This window comes from Pseudomonas sp. JV449 (assembly GCF_032424295.1).
In the GTDB taxonomy this organism is placed as follows: Bacteria; Pseudomonadota; Gammaproteobacteria; order Pseudomonadales; family Pseudomonadaceae; genus Aquipseudomonas; species Aquipseudomonas marginalis.
Genome location: NZ_VYKD01000019.1, coordinates 395,892 through 412,031 on the forward strand (window position 1 = coordinate 395,892; position 16,140 = coordinate 412,031).

Annotated in this window: 16 protein-coding genes and 1 pseudogene; 12 read left to right on the top strand and 5 right to left on the bottom strand. The window is 62.6% G+C overall.

What is annotated here, in order from left to right; all coding sequences use genetic code 11:
- Positions 1-5 precede the first annotated feature (5 nt).
- Complete coding sequence (locus F6S08_RS19460) at positions 6-488, bottom strand: Lrp/AsnC family transcriptional regulator (protein ID WP_027606189.1); 483 nt, start codon at positions 486-488, stop codon at positions 6-8.
- 195 nt (positions 489-683) lie between these two features.
- On the opposite strand from F6S08_RS19460, the gene F6S08_RS19465 reads away from it, so the two are divergent.
- Genes F6S08_RS19465 through lpdA form a run of 4 tightly spaced genes read left to right on the top strand, consistent with a single transcriptional unit; the run spans position 684 to position 5,620 of the window.
- Positions 684-1,919, top strand: coding sequence for a 3-methyl-2-oxobutanoate dehydrogenase (2-methylpropanoyl-transferring) subunit alpha (locus F6S08_RS19465; RefSeq protein ID WP_065923800.1), 1,236 nt, complete (start codon positions 684-686; stop codon positions 1,917-1,919).
- 1 nt (position 1,920) lies between these two features.
- A complete protein-coding gene (locus tag F6S08_RS19470; protein WP_065884833.1) occupies positions 1,921-2,979 on the top strand; it encodes an alpha-ketoacid dehydrogenase subunit beta in 1,059 nt (352 codons plus the stop codon).
- Positions 2,980-4,236, top strand: coding sequence for a dihydrolipoamide acetyltransferase family protein (locus tag F6S08_RS19475; RefSeq protein ID WP_315872185.1), 1,257 nt, complete (start codon positions 2,980-2,982; stop codon positions 4,234-4,236).
- Positions 4,237-4,240: 4 nt separating this feature from the next.
- Positions 4,241-5,620, top strand: coding sequence for a dihydrolipoyl dehydrogenase (lpdA, locus tag F6S08_RS19480; RefSeq protein ID WP_315872186.1), 1,380 nt, complete (start codon positions 4,241-4,243; stop codon positions 5,618-5,620).
- Between the two features lie 12 nt (positions 5,621-5,632).
- On the opposite strand, the pseudogene F6S08_RS19485 reads toward lpdA, so the two are convergent.
- A pseudogene (locus tag F6S08_RS19485) lies at positions 5,633-5,719 on the bottom strand (outer membrane lipoprotein carrier protein LolA); the annotation flags it as partial.
- 103 nt (positions 5,720-5,822) lie between these two features.
- Here F6S08_RS19485 and F6S08_RS19490 point away from each other — a divergent pair.
- Positions 5,823-6,842, top strand: coding sequence for a branched-chain amino acid aminotransferase (locus F6S08_RS19490; RefSeq protein WP_065940198.1), 1,020 nt, complete (start codon positions 5,823-5,825; stop codon positions 6,840-6,842).
- A gap of 62 nt (positions 6,843-6,904) precedes the next feature.
- Here F6S08_RS19490 and F6S08_RS19495 read toward each other — a convergent pair whose 3' ends face one another.
- Complete coding sequence (locus F6S08_RS19495; protein ID WP_315872187.1) at positions 6,905-7,798, bottom strand: GNAT family acetyltransferase; 894 nt, start codon at positions 7,796-7,798, stop codon at positions 6,905-6,907.
- Between the two features lie 288 nt (positions 7,799-8,086).
- Here F6S08_RS19495 and ctlX point away from each other — a divergent pair, with 288 nt between their 5' ends.
- The 7 genes from ctlX to F6S08_RS19530 all read left to right on the top strand — a co-directional run bounded on the left by ctlX (position 8,087) and on the right by F6S08_RS19530 (position 13,994).
- Positions 8,087-9,013 carry a citrulline utilization hydrolase CtlX gene (gene ctlX / locus F6S08_RS19500; RefSeq protein ID WP_065948429.1) on the top strand — a complete coding sequence of 309 codons (927 nt, stop codon included), beginning with the start codon at positions 8,087-8,089 and terminating at the stop codon, positions 9,011-9,013.
- A gap of 11 nt (positions 9,014-9,024) precedes the next feature.
- Positions 9,025-10,071, top strand: a complete 1,047-nt coding sequence (locus tag F6S08_RS19505; protein ID WP_065923795.1) for an ornithine cyclodeaminase — start codon at positions 9,025-9,027, stop codon at positions 10,069-10,071.
- Between the two features lie 257 nt (positions 10,072-10,328).
- Positions 10,329-11,108 carry an ABC transporter substrate-binding protein gene (locus F6S08_RS19510; RefSeq protein ID WP_065923794.1) on the top strand — a complete coding sequence of 260 codons (780 nt, stop codon included), beginning with the start codon at positions 10,329-10,331 and terminating at the stop codon, positions 11,106-11,108.
- Positions 11,109-11,245: 137 nt separating this feature from the next.
- The gene (locus tag F6S08_RS19515; protein WP_027606180.1) at positions 11,246-11,947 is read left to right on the top strand and encodes an ABC transporter permease; all 702 of its coding nucleotides are present in this window, start codon (positions 11,246-11,248) and stop codon (positions 11,945-11,947) included.
- Positions 11,944-12,657 carry an ABC transporter permease gene (locus tag F6S08_RS19520; protein WP_065923793.1) on the top strand — a complete coding sequence of 238 codons (714 nt, stop codon included), beginning with the start codon at positions 11,944-11,946 and terminating at the stop codon, positions 12,655-12,657. Before F6S08_RS19515 ends, F6S08_RS19520 begins: the two co-directional genes overlap by 4 nt.
- Before the next feature lie 3 nt (positions 12,658-12,660).
- Entirely contained in the window at positions 12,661-13,491 is an 831-nt protein-coding gene (locus F6S08_RS19525; RefSeq protein WP_065948431.1) for an ABC transporter ATP-binding protein, read from the top strand.
- A gap of 5 nt (positions 13,492-13,496) precedes the next feature.
- Positions 13,497-13,994, top strand: coding sequence for an Lrp/AsnC family transcriptional regulator (locus tag F6S08_RS19530; RefSeq protein WP_053138651.1), 498 nt, complete (start codon positions 13,497-13,499; stop codon positions 13,992-13,994).
- Positions 13,995-14,046: 52 nt separating this feature from the next.
- On the opposite strand, the gene F6S08_RS19535 is transcribed toward F6S08_RS19530, so the two are convergent.
- Together F6S08_RS19535 and F6S08_RS19540 are read right to left on the bottom strand one after the other, a co-directional pair.
- The gene (locus F6S08_RS19535; RefSeq protein WP_315872188.1) at positions 14,047-14,880 is read right to left on the bottom strand and encodes a TIGR03915 family putative DNA repair protein; all 834 of its coding nucleotides are present in this window, start codon (positions 14,878-14,880) and stop codon (positions 14,047-14,049) included.
- Entirely contained in the window at positions 14,877-16,097 is a 1,221-nt protein-coding gene (locus F6S08_RS19540; protein ID WP_027606175.1) for a putative DNA modification/repair radical SAM protein, read from the bottom strand. The genes F6S08_RS19535 and F6S08_RS19540 overlap by 4 nt, the downstream gene beginning before the upstream one ends.
- Between the last annotated feature and the right edge of the window lie 43 nt (positions 16,098-16,140).

Genomic DNA, 16,140 nt, shown 5'->3' on the forward strand with positions numbered 1-16,140 from the left:
TGAGATCAAACCATTAATCCACCCGGCGGCAATGGCAGCGCCGTCTTGTAGCGCACTTGCTTGAGGGCAAAGCTCGAGCGGATGTTGGCGACACCCGGCACCTTGGTCAGAAAGTCCATCATGAAACGCTCCAGCGACTGGATCGTCGGCACCAATACCCGGATCAAATAGTCCGGGTCGCCGGCCATCAAGTAGCACTCCATCACCTCGGGCCGGTCGGAAATCGCGCCTTCGAACTGCTGCAACGCCAACTCGTTCTGCTTTTCCAGGCTCACATGGATAAACACGTTGACGTGCAGCCCCAGCAAATCGGCGTCGAGCAGGGTGACTTGCTCGCGAATCAGGCCCAGTTCCTCCATCGCCTTGACCCGGTTGAAACAGGGTGTGGGCGACAGGTTGACCGAGCGGGCCAGGTCGGCGTTGGTAATCCGCGCATTCTCCTGCAGGGCGTTGAGAATGCCGATATCGGTACGGTCCAGTTTGCGCATGAGACAAAATCACCTGTTTATTATGTTTATGCAGGTTTTTTATCCGCAAATGATCGCGGGCGCAATAAAACACAGATAAATATTCTTCTACGCCACGCCTATGATTGTTGTAGGACAAGATTTCTCTTACCCGGAGACTGACTGTCAGCTAGCGCGCCCACTACAAGAAATTCACAAGATCGAGCGTAGAAAGCCATGAATCAGCCGTATGCCCCACTGCGCCTGCACGTTCCCGAACCCTCGGGCCGCCCAGGCTGCAAGACCGACTTTACCTACCTGCGCCTGACCGACGCAGGCACCGTGCGCAAACCCGCCATCGACGTAGAACCCGCCGACACCGCCGACCTGGCCAAGGGCCTGATCCGCGTGCTCGACGACCAGGGCCAGGCCTTGGGGCCATGGGCCGAAGGGGTTCCCGTTGAAGTCCTGCGCAAAGGCATGCGCGCCATGCTCAAGACGCGGATCTTCGACAACCGCATGGTGGTCGCCCAGCGTCAGAAAAAAATGTCGTTCTACATGCAAAGCCTTGGCGAAGAAGCCATCGGCAGCGCCCAGGCCCTGGCCTTGAACATCGACGACATGTGCTTCCCCACCTACCGCCAGCAAAGCATCCTGATGGCCCGCGACGTGCCGCTGGTGGACCTGATCTGCCAGTTGCTGTCCAACGAGCGCGACCCGCTCAAGGGCCGCCAGTTGCCGATCATGTACTCGGTCAAGGATGCAGGCTTCTTCACCATCTCCGGCAACCTCGCCACCCAATTCGTACAGGGTGTGGGCTGGGGCATGGCCTCGGCGATCAAGGGCGATACCAAGATCGCCTCGGCCTGGATCGGCGACGGCGCCACCGCCGAATCCGACTTCCACACCGCCCTCACCTTCGCCCACGTGTACCGCGCCCCGGTGATTCTCAACGTGGTCAACAACCAATGGGCCATCTCCACCTTCCAGGCCATCGCCGGTGGTGAAGCCACCACCTTCGCCGGACGCGGCGTCGGCTGCGGCATCGCCTCCCTGCGCGTGGACGGCAACGACTTTATCGCGGTGTACGCCGCCTCCGCCTGGGCCGCCGAGCGTGCGCGCCGCAACCTCGGCCCAACCCTGATCGAATGGGTCACCTACCGTGCCGGTCCGCACTCCACCTCGGACGATCCGTCCAAATACCGCCCCGCCGACGACTGGAGCCACTTCCCGCTGGGCGACCCGATTGCCCGCCTCAAGCAGCACCTGATCAGGATTGGCCAGTGGTCCGAAGAGGAACACGCGGCAGTCAGTGCCGAACTGGAAGCCGAGGTGATCGCCGCGCAGAAACAGGCCGAACAGTACGGCACCCTGGCCGGTGGCCAGATCCCAAGCGCCGCGACCATGTTCGAAGACGTCTATAAAGAGATGCCGGAGCACTTGAAGCGCCAGCGTCAGGAGTTGGGGATCTGACATGAACGATCACAACAACAGCATCGAATTGGAAACCGCCATGACCACCACCACCATGACCATGATCCAGGCCCTGCGCTCGGCCATGGATGTGATGCTTGAACGTGATGACAACGTGGTGGTGTTCGGCCAGGACGTCGGTTACTTCGGCGGTGTATTCCGCTGCACCGAAGGCTTGCAGACCAAATACGGCAGCTCGCGGGTGTTCGACGCACCGATCTCGGAAAGCGGCATCATCGGCGTGGCCGTGGGCATGGGTGCCTATGGCCTGCGCCCGGTGGCCGAAATCCAGTTCGCCGACTACGTCTACCCCGCCACTGACCAGATCATCTCCGAAGCGGCGCGCCTGCGTTATCGCTCGGCCGGCCAGTTCACCGCGCCCTTGACCATGCGCATGCCCTGCGGCGGCGGCATCTACGGCGGCCAGACCCACAGCCAGAGCATCGAAGCGGTATTCACCCAGGTCTGCGGCCTGCGCACGGTGATGCCGTCCAATCCCTATGACGCCAAGGGCCTGCTGATCGCCTCCATCGAAAACGATGACCCGGTGATCTTCCTTGAACCTAAACGCCTGTACAACGGCCCGTTCGACGGCCACCACGACCGCCCGGTAACACCGTGGTCGAAACACCCGCAAGCCCAGGTGCCGGACGGTTACTACACGGTGCCGCTGGACGTGGCCGCCATCGTGCGCCCTGGCTCGGCTGTCACTGTGCTGACCTACGGCACCACTGTGTATGTGTCGCAGGTCGCCGCCGAAGAAACCGGCATCGACGCCGAAGTCATCGACCTGCGCAGCCTGTGGCCGCTGGACCTGGACACCATCGTCAAGTCCGTGAAGAAGACCGGCCGTTGCGTGGTGGTGCACGAAGCCACCCGCACCTGCGGCTTTGGTGCCGAGTTGGTGGCGCTGGTGCAGGAGCATTGCTTCCACCACCTGGAAGCGCCGATCGAACGCGTCACCGGTTGGGACACCCCCTACCCGCACGCGCAGGAGTGGGCGTATTTCCCAGGCCCGTCCCGAGTGGGCGCGGCGTTGAAACGGGTCATGGAGGTCTGAATGGGCACGCACGTTATCAAGATGCCGGACATTGGCGAAGGCATCGCGGAAGTTGAATTGTCGCAGTGGCATGTGAAGGTCGGCGACATGGTCGTCGAAGACCAGGTGCTGGCGGATGTGATGACCGACAAGGCGATGGTGGACATTCCCTCGCCGGTCCATGGCAAGGTGATTGCCCTCGGCGGCGAGCCGGGTGAAGTCATGGCGGTGGGCAGTATCCTGATCAGCATTGAAGTAGAAGGTGCGGGCAATGCCAAGGACGTGCCCGTGGTGGCGGAGCCGGTGAAAGCGGCTGCCGTTGTCGAGGCCAAGCCGGCACCGGTGGTCGAAAGCAAGCCTGCACCGGTGGCAGCCGCACAGGCCCCCGTGGCCCGCGATGCCGACGAACGCCCCCTGGCCTCTCCCGCCGTGCGCAAGCATGCGCTGGATGCCGGGATTCAACTGCGTCTGGTACAGGGCTCCGGCCCCGCCGGGCGGATCCTGCACGAAGACCTCGAGGCCTACCTGCAACAAGGGGCTTCAAAGCCTTCGACGGCCGCCAATCCTTACGCCGAACGCAACGACGAAGAACAGATCCCGGTGATCGGCATGCGCCGCAAGATCGCCCAGCGCATGCAGGACGCCACCCGGCGCGCCGCGCATTTCAGCTATGTGGAAGAGATCGACGTCACCGCCCTCGACGAGCTGCGCGTGCACCTCAACGAGAAGCACGGCGCCACGCGCGGCAAGCTGACGTTGCTGCCGTTTATCGTGCGCGCCATGGTCGTGGCGCTGCGGGAGTTCCCGCAGATCAACGCGCGTTACGACGACGAAGCCCAGGTCATCACCCGCCTCGGCGCGGTGCATGTGGGCGTCGCCACCCAAAGCGACGTCGGCCTGATGGTGCCGGTGGTGCGTCACGCCGAGGCGCGCAGCCTGTGGGGCAACGCCGAGGAAATCGCGCGTCTGGCCAGCGCCGCGCGCAACGGCAAGGCCAGTCGCGATGAGCTGTCGGGCTCGACCATTACCTTGACCAGCCTGGGCGCCTTGGGCGGTATCGTCAGCACCCCGGTGCTGAACCTGCCGGAGGTGGCCATTGTCGGCGTCAACCGCATCGTTGAGCGGCCGATGGTGATCAAGGGCCAGATCGTGATCCGCAAGATGATGAACCTCTCCAGCTCCTTCGATCACCGCGTGGTCGATGGCATGGACGCGGCGCAATTCATCCAGGCCATTCGCGGCCTGCTCGAACAACCCGCCAGCCTGTTCCTGGAGTAAGGGCATGACCCAGACATTGCATACCACGCTGCTGATTATCGGCGGCGGCCCTGGCGGTTATGTGGCCGCCATTCGTGCCGGCCAGCTGGGCATCCCGACCATCCTGGTGGAAGGCCAGGCGTTGGGCGGCACCTGTCTGAACATCGGCTGCATTCCGTCCAAGGCCTTGATTCACGTGGCCGAGCAGTTCCAGCAAACCGTGCACCACAGCCAGGGTTCCCGGTTGGGAATCGAGGTGGATGTGCCGACCCTGGACATCCGCAAAAGCGTGGAATGGAAAGACGGCATCGTCGACCGCCTGACCAGCGGTGTCGCTGCGCTGCTTAAAAAGCACAAAGTGCAGGTGATCCATGGCTGGGCCAAGGTGGTAGACGGCAAGACCGTCGACGTCGGCGACCAGCGCATCCAGTGCGAACACCTGTTGCTGGCCACCGGATCGAAAAGCGTCAACCTGCCGATGCTGCCGATCGGCGGGCCGATCATCTCCTCCACCGAAGCCCTGGCGCCAACCCGCCTGCCCAAGCGCCTGATTGTGGTGGGCGGCGGCTACATCGGCCTGGAGCTGGGGATTGCGTATCGCAAGCTCGGCGCCGACGTGAGTGTGGTCGAAGCTCAGGATCGTATCCTGCCGGCCTACGACGCCGAGCTGACGCAACCGGTGCACGAATCGCTCAAGCAGTTGGGCGTGAAGCTGTACCTCAAGCACAGCGTGACGGGTTTCGAGCACAACAGCCTGCAAGTGCGCGATCCGAATGGCGACACGTTGTCGCTGGCGACGGACCAGGTGTTGGTGGCCGTTGGTCGCAAACCCAACACCCAGGGTTTGAACCTTGAGGCGCTGAACCTGGAGATGAACGGCGCGGCGATCAGGATCGACAGCCGCTGCCAGACCAGCATGAGCAATGTGTATGCCATCGGCGACCTGAGCGGCGAGCCGATGCTCGCCCACCGAGCGATGGCCCAGGGTGAAATGGTTGCCGAACTGATCAGCGGTCAACACCGCGAATTCAACCCGGCGGCGATCCCGGCGGTGTGCTTCACCGACCCGGAACTGGTGGTGGTCGGCAAGACGCCCGATGAAGCCAAGGCCGCCGGCCTGGACTGCATCGTGTCGAGCTTCCCGTTTGCCGCCAACGGCCGCGCGATGACCCTCGAGTCGAAAACCGGCTTCGTGCGGGTGGTGGCGCGACGGGACAATCACCTGATTGTCGGCTGGCAAGCAGTCGGCGCCGGCGTGTCCGAGCTGTCCACCGCCTTCGGCCTGAGCCTGGAAATGGGCGCGCGCCTGGAAGACGTGGCCGGCACCATCCACGCCCATCCGACGCTCGGCGAAGCGGTGCAGGAAGCGGCGTTGCGTGCGCTGGGCCACGCGTTGCACCTGTAAATAAACACCCCCTGTAGGAGCGAGCTTGCTCGCGAAGAACCTGAGGGCGCCGCGTTCATTCTGGTTTGACGCGTTATCGTTGACGATTTTCGCGAGCAAGCTCGCTCCTACAAGGGACGCGGGGGATGCGAATGGGCCCGGGAATGAAGTATTGTTGCGCCCATTCAGAAAAAAACCGACTTGACCAAAGATAGAGGGTGTCATGGGTAACGAAAGCATCAATTGGGACAAGCTGGGTTTTGACTACATCAAGACCGACAAGCGGTTTCTCCAGGTCTGGAAAAACGGCGAATGGCAAACCGGCACCCTGACCGACGACAACGTGCTGCACATCAGCGAGGGCTCTACCGCCCTGCACTACGGCCAACAGTGCTTCGAAGGCCTCAAGGCCTACCGCTGCAAGGACGGCTCGATCAACCTGTTCCGCCCGGACCAGAACGCCGCGCGCATGCAGCGCAGCTGCGCCCGCCTGCTGATGCCGCACGTCCCGACCGACGCGTTCATCGACGCGTGCAAGCAAGTGGTCAAGGCCAACGAGCGGTTCATCCCGCCGTACGGCAGCGGCGGCGCGCTGTACCTGCGCCCGTTCGTGATCGGCACCGGTGACAACATCGGCGTGCGCACCGCGCCGGAGTTCATCTTCTCGGTGTTCTGCATCCCGGTCGGCGCCTACTTCAAGGGCGGCCTGGTGCCCCACAACTTCCAGATCTCCACCTTCGACCGCGCCGCGCCACAGGGCACCGGTGCCGCCAAGGTCGGTGGCAACTACGCCGCCAGCCTGATGCCGGGCTCGGAAGCGAAGAAATCCGGTTTCGCCGATGCGATCTACCTGGACCCGATGACCCACTCGAAAATCGAAGAAGTCGGCTCGGCCAACTTCTTCGGGATCACCCACGACAACCAGTTCATCACACCGAAGTCACCTTCGGTGCTGCCAGGCATCACCCGCCTGTCGCTGATCGAACTGGCCCAGACCCGCCTGGGCCTGGAAGTGGTCGAAGGCGAGGTATTTATCGACAAGCTGGATCAGTTCAAGGAAGCCGGTGCCTGCGGGACTGCGGCAGTGATCTCGCCGATCGGCGGTATCCAGTACAACGGCCAGTTGCATGTGTTCCACAGCGAGACCGAAGTCGGCCCGATCACCCAGAAGCTCTACAAAGAGCTGACCGGCGTGCAGACCGGCGACGTCGAAGCGCCAGCGGGCTGGATCGTAAAAGTCTAAGCCAGTAGCACCGCAAAACCCTGTGGGAGGGGGCCCCCTCCCACATTTGCTCTCCGGTGTATTCAAGATTCTTTCGGGATATTCTCGTCAATCTTCTTGCCCATGCTGATCCTCGGCTCCACCCCATACCCCAGCGCCTCATAGAACCCCACCACCGCCTCATTGCCACCGGTGATCTGCAGGTTGATCTTCATGCAGCCCAGGGCCGTCAGTACTTGTTCCGCATGCCGCACCAGCGAGGAACCGAGGCCATGACGCCGATAGCCCGGGTGCACGGCCACCGAGTACAACCAGCCGCGATGACCGTCGTAGCCGGCAAGCACCGTCCCGATAACAGTCTTTTTGTCCGTCGCCACAAAAAACAGCCCGTCATTGACCGCCAGTTTCTTATCGATCGCCAGGGTCGGCAGGTTATGCGCCGTGTCATACCCAAACGCCTCCTGCCATAACGCCACCACTTGCCCACGGTGCTGGCGGTCGCGATACGGACCGATGGGATGGCGTGACAACAGCGCTTTTTCCATCACCAACGTGCGCTCATTGCCGTGGTAGACGTCACGTACCGTGTGAAAACCCAGCTTGGTGTAGAACGGCTCGGCGGTCAGCGAGGACGGCACACTCAGCGTCGTCACCGCCGCTTCCCGCGCCCGCAGTTCGATTTCAATCATCAGCAACCGGCCAATGCCCTGCCCTTGCAGCGTCGGGTTGACGAACACCGAACGCACCACATTGGCATCCAGGGCCGCCGTGGCGACGATCACCCGGTCCTGGACCGCCACCAGCACCACACGGCGCTTGAGCAGGTCGAGCACCGCGTCCGGGGTGAAGTTGCTGGCCACCCGGGCAATCACATCCGCCGGATAGTCCCGCGCATTGCTGCTGTGCAAGGCCGCCAGGATGACCTGGCTGATCCCTTCGGCATCGTCGGATTGGGCAAGACGTACGACGGTAGACATGATTCCTCCTGGCTGACGGCGTTATTACAGTGGCCACTGTACCAATGTGGGAGGGGGCTTGCTCCCGATGGCGGTGTGCCAGTTGATGGATTGAGTGACTGATATACCGCAATCGGGGGCAAGCCACCCTCCCACATTTTGACCGCGCTCCAGCTCCCACCGCCGATTCGGCTGCCTCACCCCCCTTTTCAGCTTTCCCGGCTGAGCCGCCCCTTGGTTTCAGCCGGGATTCCCCTGCCACAGCGAACAAAATAGCCCCACTGCTCAACCCCAGGGATTCGTGCACCCATGCAAACCACCAACACCGTCCTGATGATTCGCCCGGCGCGCTTTGCCTTCAACCCGGATACCGCGATCAACAACCGTTTCCAACGCCCACCCCTCGACCCGCTCAGTGCACAGCAGAAAGCGCTGGAAGAGTTCGACGGCTATGTCGACACCCTGCGCCGGCACGGCGTGGAAGTGCTGGTGGTGCAAGACACTCCGGCGCCCCACACACCCGACTCGATCTTCCCCAACAACTGGTGGAGCAGCCACGCCGACGGCAGCCTGGTGCTGTACCCGATGGAAGGCCAGAACCGCCGACTGGAACGTAACAAAGGCGTGCTGCAAGTGCTGGAGCAGCGCTTTGCGATCAAGGACACCATCGACCTCAGCCACCTCGAACAACAGAACATCTTCCTCGAAGGCACCGGCAGCATGGTGCTCGACCGTCAGCACCGCATCAGCTACGCCTGTCACTCCGGGCGCACCCACCACGACGCGCTGCGCCAGTTTGCCGAACGCCTCGACTACCGGCTCTGCGTCTTCCACGCCGTCGACCGCCACCACGCACCGATCTACCACAGCAACGTGATGATGAGCGTCGGCCGCGACCTCTCGGTGGTGTGCCTGCAAGCGCTGCCCGACGCCGACGAACGCCAGGCCCTGGAACGCTCGCTGCGCGACACCGGCAAAGACATCCTCGGCCTCGACTTCGACCAGCTCGAAGCCTTCGCCGGCAACATGCTCGAAGTCCACGACCGCGACGGCCAGCCGCTGCTGGTGATGTCTGCCAGTGCCTGGGGCGCGCTGCAACCGGCCCAGCGCCGGCATGTGGAGCGCCACACCCGGCCGGTGGTGGTGAACATCGACAACATCGAACGCATCGGCGGCGGCAGTGCCCGCTGCATGCTGGCAGAAGTGCATCTGCCCGCCCGTCCCTCATTTCAATAAGGAGTCTTGCCATGACCCGCTATATCGACGTCAACGACCTCAGCTATCTGGTTTCGCAAAAAGGCCTGCACACCTGCATCACCGAGATGGCCGAGTACATCCGCGCCGACTACCTGCGCTGGCAGGACTTTGAGAAATGCGCACGCCTGGCCAACCACTCGCCGGATGGCGTGATCGAGTTGATGCCGGTGTCCGACGCCTCGCTGTACGCCTTCAAGTACGTCAACGGCCACCCGAAGAACACCTTGGCCGGCATGCTCACCGTAATGGCCTTTGGTGCCCTCGGTGACGTCGACACCGGCAAACCGGTGCTGCTGGCGGAAATGACCCTGACCACTGCCATTCGTACCGCCGCCACGTCGGCCCTGGTGGCCCGCTACCTGGCCCGCGCCAACAGCCGCAGCATGGCGTTGATCGGCAACGGCTCCCAGAGCGAATTCCAGGCCCTGGCCTTCCACGCCATGCTCGGCATCAACGAGATCCGCCTGTTCGACATCGACGCCAAGGCCACCGCCAAGCTGGCAGCCAACCTCAAGGCGTTCCCGGCAATCAAGGTGATCCTGGCCGGCAGCGTGGCCGAAGCGGTCAAAGGCGCGGACATCGTCACCACCGTCACCGCCGACAAGGCCTACGCGACCATCCTCACCGACGACATGATCGAGCCCGGCATGCACCTCAACGCCGTGGGCGGCGACTGCCCGGGCAAGACCGAACTGGACCGCCGCATCGTCGAGCGCGCCCGTGTGATCGTCGAGTACGAACCGCAAAGCCGCATCGAAGGTGAAATCCAGCACATGCCGGAAGACTCGCCGGTGACCGAGTTGTGGCAGGTCATCAACGGCCAGGTCGCCGGCCGCGAGCATGAGCGCCAGGTCACCCTGTTCGACTCGGTGGGCTTTGCCATCGAAGACTACTCGGCCCTGCGCTATGTGCTGGACGTGGCCAAGGCCCTGGATGTCGGCAGCGAACTGGAACTGGTGCCGGACCTGGCCGACCCCAAGGACTTGTTCGCACGCCTGGCCCAACAGCCTCGTGCACAGCACAAAAAGCGCGCCTGAGACCGCTCTGGCCTGCCCCTTTGCGCCAAGGGCAGGCCGGATTTCCAGGACTGAAAAGCCGATTCATAGGGTGCTACAGCCGATTCCGCTGCATTACGTGTTTTAACAGCGCAATTTGCGCTTTGAGCGCGGGGTAAACGACACAAAAAACGCACCATCATGAAGCATTCTGAGCCCGACCAAAGCGTCACAGAATGAATGCACGCTGCGCCCTTTTGACTGCCCTGACATCAATTACAAAATATAGGGACCGACACATGACTCCACTGCGATCACTCTTCGCTGCGTTGCTGTTGCCACTGTGCGCCAGCGCCGCCCACGCCCAGGATTGGAAAGAAATCCGCTTCGGCGTATTCCCCGAGTACCCCCCGTTTGAATCCGTGGCCGCCGACGGCAGCCTGCAAGGCTTCGATATCGAGTTGGGCAACGCGATCTGCGCCAAGCTCGAGGTCAAATGCACCTGGGTGCACAACGAATTCGACGGCATGATCCCGGCCCTGCGCGCGCGCAAGTTCGACGCGATCATGTCGTCCATGGCTGTAACCCCGGCGCGCGAGAAAGTCATCGACTTCACCGACCGCCTGTTCCTCAGCCCCACGTCGGTGATCACGCGCAAAAACGCCGACTTCGGCGGCACCCCGGAATCGTTGAAAGGCAAACAGGTCGGCGTGCTGCAAGGTTCGTTGCAGGAAGCTTATGCCCGTGCACACCTGGCCAGGCTGGGCGCGCAGATCAAGGCGTACCAGTCCCAGGAACAGAACTACGCCGACCTGCAGAACGGCCGTCTCGACGCTACCCTGACCGACAAGCTCGAAGCCCAGCTCAACTTCCTGTCCAAGCCTGAAGGCGCCGACTTCAAGACCGGCCCGGCCTTCAAGGACCCGACCCTGCCCCTGGACATCGCCATGGGCCTGCGCAAGAACGACCAGGACTTGCGTGCGCTGATCAACAAGGGCATCGCCGCCGTCCAGGCCGATGGCACCTACGCACAGATCCAGAAGAAATACTTCGGCGATCAAGACATCTACAACGAATAAGCCAACACAATCCCTTGTGGGAAGGGGCTTGCTCCCGATAGCGGTGGGTCAGTCAATACAGGTGTCGACTGGCACGCCCTCATCGGGAGCAAGCCCCCTCCCACAGGGGTATGTCTGCGCCCTTTAGAGATCTCCCCATGAACGAACTCCTCAACCTGCAAGGCTACGGCCCGATGCTCGCCCAGGGTGCCTGGATGACGGTCAAGCTGGCGCTCCTGGCGCTGGCCCTGAGCCTCGCCCTGGGCCTGATCGCCGCCGGCGCCAAACTTTCCAGCGCCCAATGGCTGCGGGTGCCGGCCACGCTGTACACCACGCTGATCCGCAGCGTGCCGGACCTGGTGCTGATCCTGCTGATTTTCTACAGCCTGCAACTGTGGCTCAACGACCTGAGCGAAGTGTTCGGCTGGGACTACTTTGAAATCGACCCGTTTACCGCTGGGGTCATCACCCTGGGGTTTATCTACGGCGCGTATTTCACCGAGAACTTCCGTGGCGCGATCCTCAGTGTGCCGGTCGGCCAACTCGAAGCCGCCACCGCCTACGGCCTGAGCCGCTGGCAGCGTTTTCACCTGGTGCTGTTCCCGCAGCTGATGCGCTTTGCCCTGCCGGGCCTGGGCAATAACTGGCTGGTGCTGCTCAAGTCCACGGCGCTGGTGTCGATCATCGGCCTGTCGGACCTGGTCAAGGCCGCGCAGAACGCCGGCAAGACCACCAACGAGCCGTTGTACTTCCTGATCCTCGCGGGCCTGGTGTACCTGGTGATCACCACCCTCTCCAACCGCATCTTCAAGCGCCTCGAACGGCGCTACAACCTCGGCATCAAGGGGATGGCGCGATGATCGAACTGTTCCAGCAATACGGCCTGGCCTACCTGTTCAGCGATGGCACCGGGTTGTCCGGCGTTGCCATGACCTTGTGGCTGTTCATTATCTCGGTGGTGCTGGGGTTTTTCCTCTCGATCCCCCTGGCGCTGGCCCGCGTGTCGGAACACTTCTGGCTGCGCTGGCCGGTGGAGGTCTACACCTACCTGTTCCGCGGCACGCCGTTGTATATCCAACTGTTGATCTGCTACACCGGGCTGTACAGCCTGGAGGTGGTGCAGGACAACGCCCTGCTCAACCAGTTTTTCCGCAATGCCCTCAACTGCACCTTGCTGGCCTTTGTGCTCAACACCTGCGCCTACACCGTGGAAATCTTCGCCGGGGCGATCCGCAACATTCCCCACGGCGAACTCGAAGCGGCCCGCGCCTATGGCCTGCACGGCTGGCGCCTCAACCTGTTTGTGGTGGTGCCTGCCGCACTGCGCCGCGCGCTGCCGGCCTACAGCAATGAAATGATCCTGATGCTGCACGCCACGTCGCTGGCGTTTACCGCCACCGTCGCCGACATCCTCAAGGTGGCGCGCGATGCCAATGCCGAGACGTTCCTGACGTTCCAGGCCTTCGGCATCGCCGCCCTGCTCTACATGCTGCTGTCCTTTGCACTGGTGGGCCTGTTCCGACTGGCCGAACGTCGCTGGATGCGTTTTCTTGTTCCTACCCGAGGCTAACCCATGAATCAGTCCGCGCAGGCCCTGGCCACTTATCCTGTCGATGTACCCGTTACCCAGGCGGCAACTGCTGCCGTCAAGCTGCAGGTCGAAGGCATCCATAAACGCTACGGCGAACACGAAGTGCTCAAGGGCGTGTCCCTCAACGCCCGCAATGGCGACGTGATCAGCCTGATCGGCGCCAGCGGCTCGGGCAAAAGCACGATGCTGCGCTGCATCAATTTTCTCGAACAGCCGGACGCCGGCGTCATCACCCTGGACGGCATCAGCATCGAAATGCGCCAGGGCCGCGCCGGCGCCCGTGCGCCGCACCAGGAACAATTGCAGAACCTGCGTACGCGCCTGGCCATGGTGTTCCAGCACTTCAACCTGTGGAGCCACATGACCGTGCTGGAAAACATCACCATAGCCCCGCGCCGGGTGCTGGGGGTAAGTGCCGCCGAAGCGGAAAAACGCGCGCGCATGTACCTCGACAAGGTCGGCCTGCCGGGCCGCGTGGCCGATCAGTACCCGGCGTTCCTGTCCGGCGGCCAGCAACAGCGCGTGGCCATCGCGCGGGCCCTGGCGATGGAGCCGGAAATCATTCTGTTCGATGAACCCACCTCCGCCCTCGACCCCGAACTTGTAGGAGAAGTCCTCAAAGTCATACAGACGTTGGCTGAGGAAGGTCGTACCATGCTGATGGTCACCCACGAAATGGGCTTTGCCCGCCAGGTGTCCAGCCAAGTGCTGTTCCTGCATCAGGGCCGAGTCGAGGAACAAGGCGGCGCCGAGATCCTCGACCACCCCAACAGCGAGCGCTTGCAGCAATTTCTTTCCAACCGTTTGAAGTGAAACCCATGGATACCAAGGCCAACGGACCCCATACCTCCCCTGCGCTGGATCGCATCGATGAGGCGATCATCGAAGTGCTGCGCCACCAGGGGCGTATCACCTATGAAAAGCTCTCGTCACTGGTGCACCTCACCCCCAGGCCCTGCCTGGAGCGGGTGCGCAAGCTGGAGCGACGCGGGGTGATTCGCGGGTACGGCGCGATCATCGATGTACAGATGGTCTCGCCCGGACTGTCGCTGCTGGTGCTGGTGGCCTTGTCCAACCAGAGCGGGCGCTCGGCGCAAAAGGCCTTCGAAGCCTGTATGAAGGCGTGCCCCCAGGTGTTCGAATGCCAGCTGATCAGCGGGCCGTTCGACTACAGCCTGCGCATGCGCTGCCGGGACATGGAGCACTACCGGGTGGTATCGGAGATCTGGCTGAACAATGATGAGTTGCACATCGATAAGTTGGTGGCACATCCGGAGTTGGCGGTGGTGAAAAATACCGCCATCGAACTGGCCTAGATCCTCAAACACTGGAAATCCAATGTGGGAGGGGTTTGCCCCTCCCAGATTTTTAACCGCGCCCGCTTGAAATACGCTTGCCGAGCTTGGTGCCAATCATCTTCGCCTGCCCATCCTTCTGCTTCCCCGTACGTGCCTCGCTGATCAACCCCGGGATCAACTTGCCCTCCGGCAGATTCTTCCAGAACCGGCTCGGCAAGTGCCCTTCCATCACCTTGGGGTTCAACCGCGCCGGGTTGAAGATATGGCTGTAGTACGTCAGCCACATCGCACTGTGGGGATCTTCGACATTCTGCGCCAGCTGCTGCCAGGCCTCAGGGCATTGGCGTTGATGAATCAACTGTTCGCCATCGTAATAAACCCCATCCAACGGCGTGGCGATCATCCAGCGATGGCGCCCCATGCGCCCGACAAAATGCTGGCTGGCGCTCTTGAGAATGTCATGGGCCGGCTCATGCCAGGCCACGTACTCCGGCAACTCGGGCCCTGCCCCTGCCGGCAAGGCGATAAAGCGCACAAACGCATGCAGATGATGGGCCTCGCGGCTGACCTGCTTGATGCGCTGCTGCAGCTCAGTGCCGAGTTTATCCCCCGCCAGCATCGCGGTGCGGTCGCCATGGCTGACGCGCCAGAGCACTTCGTACAACAGGCTCCAACGCTGGTCGCCGTGGTAGCAGGCGGCCGACTCCAGCAACTCCAGCAGCGCCTTGGGAATGCGCGCCTGGAACGGCCCCAAGCCTGCGGGGATCGGCTCATCGGTCGCAAACAGATCCGCCGCCTGCATCTCGCCCCAGCTGACCTGGCTGGGGTCGACCTGATGGCTGAGCAGCCAGCGCGCCTGTTCGCGCCAGGTGCTGAAAAGGTTGTCGCATTCCAGGCTGATCATCCCCACAACCCCATCTGCTGCGGCTGCGGGCGGTCGCGCAGTTGCTCGCGCAGCAGCACGCTGGTGCTGTCCGCCTGTTGCGGGTGGTAGTCACTGGTGATGAAAAACGGCTTGGCCTTGGCCAGCACACAGCGCATGCGCGCCAGGTCTTCAAAGCGGATCTTGCGTTCGCGGCGCAGGTCCACCAGGCGCTGGGTGGTGCGCAGGCCGATCCCTGGGATGCGGGCGATCAAGGTCGGCTCGGCGCGATTCAGGTCCAGGGGGAATACCTCGCGGTGCTCCAGGGCCCAGGCCAGCTTGGGGTCGATGTCCAGGGCCAGGTGGCCGGGGCCTTCGAACAGTTCGTTGGCACTGAAGCCGTAGCTGCGCAGCAGGAAATCCGCCTGGTACAAGCGATGCTCGCGCATCAACGGCGGCGCGGCCAGTGGCACGCTTTTCGGGCTGTTGGGGATGGGGCTGAAGGCCGAGTAATACACGCGGCGCAGCTTGAAGTTGCCATACAGCGCCTCGGCACTGTGGAGGATGGTGCTGTCGTCGGTCTCGTCGGCGCCGACGATCATCTGGGTGCTCTGCCCGGCCGGGGCGAAACGCGGTGCGCGGGGTTCGTTCAGGACCGTCTGCTCGCCGGTGTAGATGGTCTGCATGGCCTGCTTGATCGAGACGATCTGTTTTTCCGGCGCCAGGGTTTGCAGGCTGGCATCGGTGGGCAGTTCGATATTCACGCTGAGGCGGTCGGCATAGCGCCCGGCCTCGGCAATCAGCGCCGGGTCGGCTTCGGGGATGGTCTTGAGGTGGATGTAACCGCGAAAGTCATGCTCTTCGCGCAGCAGTTTGGCCACCCGCACCAACTGCTCCATGGTGTAGTCGGCCGAACGAATGATGCCGGAGCTGAGGAACAGCCCGCTGACGCAGTTGCGCTTGTAGAAATCCAGGGTCAGGGTGACCACCTCCTCCGGGCTGAAGCGTGCACGGGGCACGTCGCTGGAGCGGCGGTTGACGCAGTATTGGCAGTCGTAGAGGCAGAAGTTGGTGAGCAACACCTTGAGCAAGGATACGCAGCGACCGTCCGGCGTGTAGCTGTGGCAGATGCCCATGCCATCGGTGGAGCCCAGCCCCGCCTTGCCTTCGGAACTGCGCTTGGGCGCGCCGCTGCTGGCGCAGGAGGCGTCGTACTTGGCGGCGTCGGCGAGGATGCTGAGTTTTTCGATCAACTGCATGGAGGCTTACCGATACTGGTTTTTTGTACAGTATCAGAGCATA

Coding starts and splice junctions, on each gene's coding strand:
- F6S08_RS19460 (WP_027606189.1), bottom strand. CDS start 488: ATGCGCAAACTGGACCGTACCGATATCGGCATTCTCAACGCCCTGCAG.
- F6S08_RS19465 (WP_065923800.1), top strand. CDS start 684: ATGAATCAGCCGTATGCCCCACTGCGCCTGCACGTTCCCGAACCCTCG.
- F6S08_RS19470 (WP_065884833.1), top strand. CDS start 1,921: ATGAACGATCACAACAACAGCATCGAATTGGAAACCGCCATGACCACC.
- F6S08_RS19475 (WP_315872185.1), top strand. CDS start 2,980: ATGGGCACGCACGTTATCAAGATGCCGGACATTGGCGAAGGCATCGCG.
- lpdA (WP_315872186.1), top strand. CDS start 4,241: ATGACCCAGACATTGCATACCACGCTGCTGATTATCGGCGGCGGCCCT.
- F6S08_RS19490 (WP_065940198.1), top strand. CDS start 5,823: ATGGGTAACGAAAGCATCAATTGGGACAAGCTGGGTTTTGACTACATC.
- F6S08_RS19495 (WP_315872187.1), bottom strand. CDS start 7,798: ATGTCTACCGTCGTACGTCTTGCCCAATCCGACGATGCCGAAGGGATC.
- ctlX (WP_065948429.1), top strand. CDS start 8,087: ATGCAAACCACCAACACCGTCCTGATGATTCGCCCGGCGCGCTTTGCC.
- F6S08_RS19505 (WP_065923795.1), top strand. CDS start 9,025: ATGACCCGCTATATCGACGTCAACGACCTCAGCTATCTGGTTTCGCAA.
- F6S08_RS19510 (WP_065923794.1), top strand. CDS start 10,329: ATGACTCCACTGCGATCACTCTTCGCTGCGTTGCTGTTGCCACTGTGC.
- F6S08_RS19515 (WP_027606180.1), top strand. CDS start 11,246: ATGAACGAACTCCTCAACCTGCAAGGCTACGGCCCGATGCTCGCCCAG.
- F6S08_RS19520 (WP_065923793.1), top strand. CDS start 11,944: ATGATCGAACTGTTCCAGCAATACGGCCTGGCCTACCTGTTCAGCGAT.
- F6S08_RS19525 (WP_065948431.1), top strand. CDS start 12,661: ATGAATCAGTCCGCGCAGGCCCTGGCCACTTATCCTGTCGATGTACCC.
- F6S08_RS19530 (WP_053138651.1), top strand. CDS start 13,497: ATGGATACCAAGGCCAACGGACCCCATACCTCCCCTGCGCTGGATCGC.
- F6S08_RS19535 (WP_315872188.1), bottom strand. CDS start 14,880: ATGATCAGCCTGGAATGCGACAACCTTTTCAGCACCTGGCGCGAACAG.
- F6S08_RS19540 (WP_027606175.1), bottom strand. CDS start 16,097: ATGCAGTTGATCGAAAAACTCAGCATCCTCGCCGACGCCGCCAAGTAC.